Origin of the sequence: Mucilaginibacter sp. (assembly GCF_028287845.1) — a bacterium.
Taxonomy (GTDB): Bacteria; Bacteroidota; Bacteroidia; order Sphingobacteriales; family Sphingobacteriaceae; genus Mucilaginibacter.
On sequence record NZ_JAQBOW010000098.1, the window covers coordinates 1 to 8341 of the forward strand.

Consider the following 8341-nt stretch of genomic DNA (forward strand, 5'->3'; position numbering starts at 1 on the left):
GGTAAGCAGTAATACTCGGGCAGGCGTAAGCTCTTGTACGCGTTCCTTCAATTTATTTAACGCGGATAATGCAGATGCCAGCGAAACCTGCTGCTCCAAAATAATATGCACCAAAGTTTCAAAAGTATTGGGGCGCGACCATAAAGGTGGGTAGCCATGCGCTTGAATGACGTCGGCAAGGTGCGTGTCGGCTAATGCCAGTTTATCGCAAATGGGGCGGTAGGTGTATTGGGTAAACTTAGTTATCATTTAATTGTTATCTAAAAATACTAAAAAATTTAGGATTTGGCCTAAACTTTTCAGATTTTTACTACATGAATAACCTCCCGCCGTTAGCAGAGCGTATGCGCCCTAAAAATCTGGATGATTATGTCGGTCAGAAACACCTGGTGGGGCCGGGCGCAGTGTTGCGCAAGGCTATCGAAAGTGACGCGTTGCCGTCTATGCTGTTTTGGGGGCCGCCGGGCGTGGGTAAAACTACGCTGGCCTATATTATTTCGCAAACGCTGGAGCGGCCGTTCTTTTCGCTAAGCGCTATAAACTCGGGCGTAAAAGATGTGCGCGAGGTTATTGAAACCGCTTCGCGTTTAAAAGAAGAGGGCGATTCTTTACCCATATTGTTTATTGACGAGATACACCGCTTTTCTAAATCGCAGCAGGATTCATTGCTGGGCGCAGTCGAACGTGGTATAGTAACACTAATAGGCGCTACTACCGAAAACCCGTCGTTCGAGGTAATATCGGCTTTGCTATCGCGATGCCATGTTTATATTCTACAGCCTTTGGAAGAAGAAGATTTGGTTAGCCTGCTGGATAAGGCACAGAAAGAAGATGTTGTGCTAAGTAAAAAGAATATCGTCATTAAAGAAAATGAAGCTTTACTTCGCCTGTCAGGCGGGGATGCCCGCAAGCTCTTGAATATATTTGAATTGCTGGTTAACGCTTTCGAGGGGAAAAAAATAGAGATCACCAATAAAGCGGTGCTGGATCATGTACAGCAAAACATGGCACTTTATGATAAAGCCGGCGAGCAGCACTATGATATTATATCAGCTTTCATCAAATCCATGCGCGGCAGCGACCCCAACGGCGCGATTTACTGGCTGGCGCGTATGATAGCCGGCGGCGAGGATCCGCTGTTTATTGCACGCCGCATGCTGATACTATCATCAGAAGATATTGGCAATGCTAATCCTAATGCTCTTTTACTGGCGCAGGCTTGCTTTAATTCTGTAAATGTAATTGGTATGCCCGAGTCGCAGTTGATTCTTTCACAGACCGCTATATACCTTGCTACATCGCCCAAAAGTAATTCGGCCACCACGGCTATTGGTACAGCCATGAGCCTGGTTAAACAAACAGGTGACCTCCCTGTACCGCTGCACCTGCGCAATGCCCCAACCAAACTGATGAAGAACATTGGCTATGGCAAAGACTATAAATACGCCCACAGTTTTGAGGGTAACTTTGTAGACCTTGATTTTTTACCCGATGCCATAAAAGGTACAAAAATTTATGAACCCGGTAACAACCCAAGGGAGCATGAGTCAAAAGAAAAGTTAAAGAAATTGTGGGGCGACAGGTATAAGTATTAGGTCTCGACTTTCGTCTTATCTTAATTTATTTAATTATAATTACAGTAAATTAAACTCATTCGTCATAGCGGGTATATATGATCTCAACTTTTTTTAAGCACGAATTAAAAGCCTTTTGGCGCTCAAAAAATACCGGTAAAAATTTAGCCATACGCATAATAATGGCTGTCCTGATTTTATATCTGTTCTTAAACATGCTGGTGGTGGGCTTTTTTATGGATACGGTTTTGAAAAAAGTTTTCCCGCATGATGCATTGATCTTTTCGTTTTGCGGAATAATTTTGATCTATTACCTATCAGAACTATTTTCAAGGCTGCAACTACAGGAGCTGCCTACGCTAAGGGTGCAGCCGTATTTACAGCTACCAATTAAACGTAATAGCATTGTTGGCTACCTGGCTTTAACCGCATTATTTTCGGTGTTTAACTTATGGCCCATCATACTTTTCTTTCCTTTTATTTTTAAGGTAATACTGCATGACGCGGGTGGTTTGGTTGCTTTAGCTTTTATCATTTCTATTTTAGGGATATCCATTTTTAATAATTACCTGGCTTTATATATCAAGCGTAAATCAAACTTAAACGGCTGGATATTTTTAATAGTTGCTGCGGTATTGGTGTTAATTGGTTTGTCTGACTTTATGTGGCACATTATATCTATCCGCAATATATCTTACCTGTTTTTTGGTAATTTAATTAATCACCCGGTGTTGGCTTTAGTGCCGGTGTTGCTTGGCGCGGGCATGTATTATTTAAACTTTTTATACCTCAAACAAAATCTTTATCTCGAAGAACTTAGCACCAAAAAAGAAAAATATAAAAGCAGCACCGAGTTCCCGATACTAAACAGCTTTGGCGCTACGGGCGATTTGGTAGCTAACGAGATCAAGCTGATATTGCGTAATAAACGCCCGCGTTCGGCGCTCATCATGTCTTTATTCTTCTTGCTGTATGGGTTAATATTTTATGCTAATCCCGGCATGAAAAATAGCGACGCCCCCCGTGTTTTTGTAGGGATGTTTATGACGGGTTTTTTTATTATTAATTATGGGCAGTTTATGTATAGCTGGCAGGCATCGCATTTTGATGGCCTTATGGTGAGCAAGATTAGCTTTACCAACTTTTTAAAAGGGAAGTACCTATTGTTTACAACAGTATCAACACTGGCTTTTATATTAACTACCCCATATGTATATTTTGGCTGGCGCATATTGATGATTCATTTTGTAATGTACTTATGGAACCTGGGTGTCACCGCCAATATTGTTTTATATTTTGCCAACCGTAACGCCAAACGTATTGATTTGAGTAAAGGCGCATCATTTAACTGGGAAGGTGTTGGCGCAACCCAGTTAATGTTGTCGTTTTTGTTATTGTTGCCGCCATTTGTTATTTATGTGCCGCTAAAATTTTTAGGTTACCCTAATCTGGCCTTTGCATTAATGGCGGCAATTGGGGTAATAGGTGTATTTACCCGCAGCTATTGGATAAAAACATTGGAGGCCGATTTTTACCAACGCAAATTTACCATAACCGAAGGTTTTAGAAACAAGTAATAATGATACAGATAAAAGATCTTAAAAAAGTTTATAGCGGCGTTATTGTGGTAAATATACCGCAGCTGGAGATACAGAAAGGTGAGAGTATTGGCCTGGTTGGTAATAACGGTGCCGGTAAAACCACCTTGTTCCGCACGATATTGGATTTGATACGCCCCGAAGCCGGTGAAGTATTATCAAACAACGAGCCTGTTGCAGGCCATGAAAACTGGAAAAATTATACCGCGTCTTATTTAGATGAGGGATTTTTGATAGATTATCTTACTCCCGAAGAATACTTTTACTTTATAGGTGGCCTGCACCAGCAAACCCGCGTGCATGTGGATGACTTTTTAGCAGGGTATGCTGATTTTTTTAACGGAGAGATATTAAAAAAGGGTAAATACATTCGCGATCTGTCAAAAGGTAACCAAACCAAGGTTGGTATAACCTCGTGCTTATTGCAACAACCCGAATTTTTAATGCTGGATGAGCCCTTTGCGAATATTGACCCTACTACCCAGTTCCGCTTAAAGAATATACTGAAGGAGGTAAATAAAAAAGGTATGACCACACTGGTATCAAGCCATGACCTTAACCACATTACCGACGTTTGCGACCGCATTTTACTGATGGAAAAAGGAAAGATCATTAAAGATATGGCTACCAATTCATCAACCCTTGCAGAGTTGGAACAATACTTTGCTATTGGCGATGTAACCGCGCCAAAAGTATCGGCAGAACCAATTGTTGATAAGGAAGAGAATCATTAATAATAAACCCCTGTCATTTCGACGAGGTACGAGGAGAAATCTTATATATCAAGCTTTACTTATAAGATTTCTCACTATCGTTCGAAATAACATGAAGAACTAAATATTTATGCATCATATCAGAGAAGCAACCATAAACGATGTGGCAACCATACAGCGCCTCGCTGAGGAAACCTGGTGGCCCACCTATTCGCCGCTGCTTGAAAATGAGCAGATAAAATATATGCTGGGCGAGATCTATTCTTCCGAAAAAATTACGGACCAAATTGAGCAGGGCACCCAAACCTATTTATTATTAACAGAGGATGAACAGCCAGTTGCCTTTGCCGCCTATTCGCCCCGGGACGAAAACCCCGAGGTATATAAACTGCACAAAATTTACTGCTTACCTTCAACTCAGGGAAAAGGTTATGGTAAGATTTTGATCAATACCATTGCCGGGAATGTATTAGCGGCGGGCAAACACGTATTAGAGCTTAATGTAAACCGGCAAAATAATGCCAAATATTTTTATGAAAAGATGGGCTTTACTATTGCTTATGAGGAAGATGTTGCTATAGGGCCTTATTGGATGAACGATTATGTAATGCGGAAAGAGTTGTAGATAAATAGATTTGCGAAGTTTTTAAAGCTTCACAAATCTTACAAGGTTTATACAAACACATCGTTCATTATTTTTCTAATTTAGCTACCCTTGTTGGGGTATCCTGTCCCGAAACTATGGTGCGTGAACTTAGCGCGATAGCTTTTATGGTTGAGGTTATATTACCAACATCTAATGAACTAAACTCATCCTTTACCGTATGATAAAGCTTGTCTATATCAATCTGATCGGTTGATATGGTATGCGCCGGTACACCAACTCTTGCCAGCGAGGCATTATCGCTGCGGTAAAACAAATTCTCTGATATATATGGATCGGGGTAAAACTTAAAGTTTGTACCCTCCAGGTTCTTTTGCAGTATGGACCCGAAGCTTGACCGTTCATACCCGGTTATCAAGGCCGAGTTTGTACCCCATTTAGAAGCTTTGCCTATCATCTCAATATTAAACATAGCCACTATTTTATCGGGCTCTACAGTTTTTGCAAAATAGGTTGAACCATACTCGCCTATTTCTTCGGCAGTAAAGGCAACAAATATTAAAGTGCGCTCATTATTGTTTAGCTTTTTAAAATATTTTGCCAGTGTAATTACGGCTGTTGTGCCCGATGCGTCATCGTCTGCTCCATTGGCTATACTATCGCCCTGCATGGGTTTAAGAATGCCCAAATGATCATAATGACCGGAGAATATTACAAATTCATCAGGCTTGGTTTTACCGGGTAAAATACCGGCAACATTAAATAATGGCAGCTCCTGGGTTTTAGTTTCATAATTAACACTGTAAGACTTTATAGCATCAAATTTGCCTATTACAAAAACTACCGGCACCTGTGGTTTAACAGGTGCATCTTTAAAAACGGCTCTTCCGCCCCTTGAAAATGTTTGCAGTCTTTTAAAAAAAGGCGCGAATTTTGGATCAACAATAACTAACTGCTTTTTACCGCTGTTGGTATATTTCCTATACTCGTTTTGAAAATCTACATCAGGCGATACAACAATTACCTCAGCATCGGTTATAGCGGTCCAGTTAAATGGCATGTTTGCCATTACGGCAACGCTATCTGCAGGGATATTTAGGCCATTTATGGTAACAGTTGTTTTAACACCTGTTGTTTTTACCATTGTGAAATTTTGACGAAAGCCGCTATTCCCTTTCATCGGCTCCAGTCCTATCGTTTTATACTCGTTCTCGATAAACTTTGCCGCTTTTTCAATACCGGGTGTAAATGTAGCGCGGCCCTGCATATCATCAGCAGACAATGTTTTTATAATGCGCTCCACATCTTTTTGCTGAATGAGTTTGTCAACATCCTGCGCAAAACTGTAATATGATGTGGCAATTAATACAATTACTGCTATAATTTTTTTCATAAAGCTATTTTACTTTTGATGATAACCAGCTTTTACGGAAAGCTGCTTGTTCTGCGCTGAGCTGCCCGCCTGCTTTTTCGGCAGTTACTACTTCAAAGTATGGATTTTCTTCTAACGTTACCGTGGTTGAATGCGCGCCGGTACGGTTTTTATAATCAACAGTGATCTTATCGCCTGGCTTTTTATCAATAATTGCCTGGCTAAATGACGCGGCATCGGTTATATCTTTCCCGTCGGCTTTTAATATAATATCGCCCGCATCAATACCTGCGTTGTAAAGTGGCGTGCCAATAGTAGTGTTGGTGGTTATAGCAAACCCGGCATCGCTGGTAGTGCGTGCCTGGCCCGAACGGCCACGTATTGGTATTGCAGATAAGCCCGACCATACTTTTCCGGCTCCTGCTTTACGTAATACAAACCCTGCTTTTGCCAGTAATGCTTCATAATTGTTTTTATCTATGCCGTAAACATATTTGCTGTAAAAATCGGCAGCAAATTTAGGGTTAGTAAGTTTGCCCAATACATTTTGCAGATCTGGTACAGTATAAGGCTTCATCACCTTGCCTTGCGACAGCCAAACCGCACGCATATAATCATCAAGCGTTAGGTTAAAATCGCTGCGCAAACGCAGGTCGAGCGCCAGCGCAATGGCCCCGCCATAATAGTAATAGCTCAAAAAATTATTGCCATAATTGGCCGGATCTATTGATACACCGGCATCGGTATAAACAGCTTTACGGCTCATTTCTACAGCAGGGTATCGTGCCGCGCCGGGCGAGTTTAAAACAGCATTTACCAGGCCGCTTGCTGTGCGGGTATACTCCTCGGGCGTAATAAATCCGGCGCGTACCAATAGCATTTCGCCATAATACTGCGTAAATCCCTCGGCAAACCAAAGCTCATTGCTCATGTTGGCATGATCAAAATTAAATGGTTCTAATGATTTTGGACGGATACGCTTTACGTTCCAGCTATGAAAATATTCATGGGCGAATGTGCCCAGCAAGCGGGTTTCATTACCGGCAACTTTATCCACTGGTTGTACAATACAGGTTGAATTGCGGTGTTCCATGCCATCGCCCGAAACCGTTGGGTAAACATCATCTAAAAAGGTATACTCGCCAAAATCATACACAGGCAATTCGCCAAATACCGCTTGCTCTTCCAGTACCACCTTTTGTACCATTTTACCAAAATTATCAATCACTCCCTGGTCATCTACCGAGTGTACGGTTAAATTGATGCGTTGTTTTTTGCCCCCGGGATTGGTTACATCCCAACTGGTTGCTTTAAAAGCAGAAAGCTCTGTGGGGCTATCCATCATATATTGCATATTAGGCGCACTGTAAATATTTGCACCCTCATGCTTTAACTGGGTAGCTACTTTCCAGCCATATTTATCCAGATCATTAAATTCAAATTTTATGGGCCGTTGATCCATCCCTGCAACCCACATGAAAGCGGCGGGCATGTTTAAGTGCGCGTGGCTGGGGTCGATACTCGCGTAAGTGCCATCTGTCCAATTGCCAAACAGGGTATAGCTTACTTTTACCACATCGCTATGATCGGCAATTTCATATACATCACCCTCAACTTGTTTTACGATTAGCGGGGTGCCATCAACATTAGCTGCCTTAACGTTATAAACGTTCTTGCCAAACTCGTGCGTGGCATACCTCCCGGCAGATGAGCGGCTCATGTGCAGGCGCAACGCGCCCGCAGGGGCCTGTGGTATGGTTATTACAAATTCGGCCTCGTGATGCGCCGCATTTGGGAACGAAACCACGTAATAAATAGGTTTTTGTACAGTTTGTGCAACTGTTGCGCCTGCAAGTAGTGCAAAAGCAAATAAGGTAAGGAGTAGTCTTTTCATTAGTTCAGTTAATTGCGCTCAAATTACGATTAAAAACAAATAATAGCAAAAAGGGAACGCACACGCAATATCAGCTTTGTTACACGTGTGGTGAAACAAAATGTAACAAGTGTAACAAGATTTTGACTTAATGTATTGGTTATTAGGTAATTGTGAAAAAGTGATGTAGCAAAATGTAACAACTTATTCGTCTGTTTTTTTATGCGTAATTGTTGTTTAATTTACTGATAATCAAATAATTGCAAATCGGGTGATTTCTAGGTGGTGAAACAAGATGAAACAAATTGCCTGATGATATTGTGTCATTACGTTTCTTCTCCGCGCCGTCATTGCGAGGTACGAAGCAATCTCTACGTAGGACATTCAATTGTGCGTAATAGTAACGCGTACACATAGCACATATATTAGGTGGATAAGTCCTTGTTGATATTGATTAGCTTACGTAGAGATTGCTTCGTACCTCGCAATTGTAAAGGTCAGATAATTCGGTAACAGAATTAGCTTTAAAGAATAAAGCTAAAAGTTATGCGGAATATAAACAACGATCTTACTCTAAAACGTAATTACCTTAGTAAGTACCGATTTT

The 8341-nt window shown here is 41.4% G+C and carries 6 protein-coding genes and 1 pseudogene; 4 read left to right on the forward strand and 3 right to left on the reverse strand.

Features of this window, described 5'->3' with window-relative positions; all coding sequences use genetic code 11:
• Positions 1-249, reverse strand: a pseudogene (locus JWP71_RS09365) (DNA-3-methyladenine glycosylase 2 family protein); the annotation flags it as partial.
• A 65-nt stretch (positions 250-314) separates the two neighbouring features.
• On the opposite strand from JWP71_RS09365, the gene JWP71_RS09370 reads away from it, so the two are divergent.
• From JWP71_RS09370 to JWP71_RS09385, 4 genes are all read left to right on the forward strand, one after another.
• The gene (locus JWP71_RS09370; protein WP_299498999.1) at positions 315-1595 is read left to right on the forward strand and encodes a replication-associated recombination protein A; all 1281 of its coding nucleotides are present in this window, start codon (positions 315-317) and stop codon (positions 1593-1595) included.
• A 77-nt stretch (positions 1596-1672) separates the two neighbouring features.
• Positions 1673-3151: a DUF5687 family protein gene (locus JWP71_RS09375; RefSeq protein WP_299499001.1), complete on the forward strand. Its 1479-nt coding sequence runs from the start codon at positions 1673-1675 to the stop codon at positions 3149-3151.
• A 2-nt stretch (positions 3152-3153) separates the two neighbouring features.
• Positions 3154-3906: an ATP-binding cassette domain-containing protein gene (locus JWP71_RS09380; protein ID WP_299499003.1), complete on the forward strand. Its 753-nt coding sequence runs from the start codon at positions 3154-3156 to the stop codon at positions 3904-3906.
• A 109-nt stretch (positions 3907-4015) separates the two neighbouring features.
• The gene (locus tag JWP71_RS09385) at positions 4016-4510 is read left to right on the forward strand and encodes a GNAT family N-acetyltransferase (RefSeq protein ID WP_299499005.1); all 495 of its coding nucleotides are present in this window, start codon (positions 4016-4018) and stop codon (positions 4508-4510) included.
• Between the two features lie 67 nt (positions 4511-4577).
• Here the strand turns inward: JWP71_RS09385 and JWP71_RS09390 are convergent, their stop codons facing one another.
• Both JWP71_RS09390 and JWP71_RS09395 read right to left on the reverse strand, forming a co-directional pair.
• Positions 4578-5882, reverse strand: a complete 1305-nt coding sequence (locus JWP71_RS09390) for a M20/M25/M40 family metallo-hydrolase (protein ID WP_299499007.1) — start codon at positions 5880-5882, stop codon at positions 4578-4580.
• Positions 5883-5886: 4 nt separating this feature from the next.
• A complete protein-coding gene (locus tag JWP71_RS09395) occupies positions 5887-7755 on the reverse strand; it encodes a PDZ domain-containing protein (RefSeq protein ID WP_299499010.1) in 1869 nt (622 codons plus the stop codon).
• Between the last annotated feature and the right edge of the window lie 586 nt (positions 7756-8341).

What these genes read in the sequence shown, in the direction of transcription:
- JWP71_RS09390 (WP_299499007.1), bottom strand. Translation starts at nt 5,882, where the DNA reads ATGAAAAAAATTATAGCAGTAATTGTATTAATTGCCACATCATATTAC.
- JWP71_RS09380 (WP_299499003.1), top strand. Translation starts at nt 3,154, where the DNA reads ATGATACAGATAAAAGATCTTAAAAAAGTTTATAGCGGCGTTATTGTG.
- JWP71_RS09395 (WP_299499010.1), bottom strand. Translation starts at nt 7,755, where the DNA reads ATGAAAAGACTACTCCTTACCTTATTTGCTTTTGCACTACTTGCAGGC.
- JWP71_RS09370 (WP_299498999.1), top strand. Translation starts at nt 315, where the DNA reads ATGAATAACCTCCCGCCGTTAGCAGAGCGTATGCGCCCTAAAAATCTG.
- JWP71_RS09375 (WP_299499001.1), top strand. Translation starts at nt 1,673, where the DNA reads ATGATCTCAACTTTTTTTAAGCACGAATTAAAAGCCTTTTGGCGCTCA.
- JWP71_RS09385 (WP_299499005.1), top strand. Translation starts at nt 4,016, where the DNA reads ATGCATCATATCAGAGAAGCAACCATAAACGATGTGGCAACCATACAG.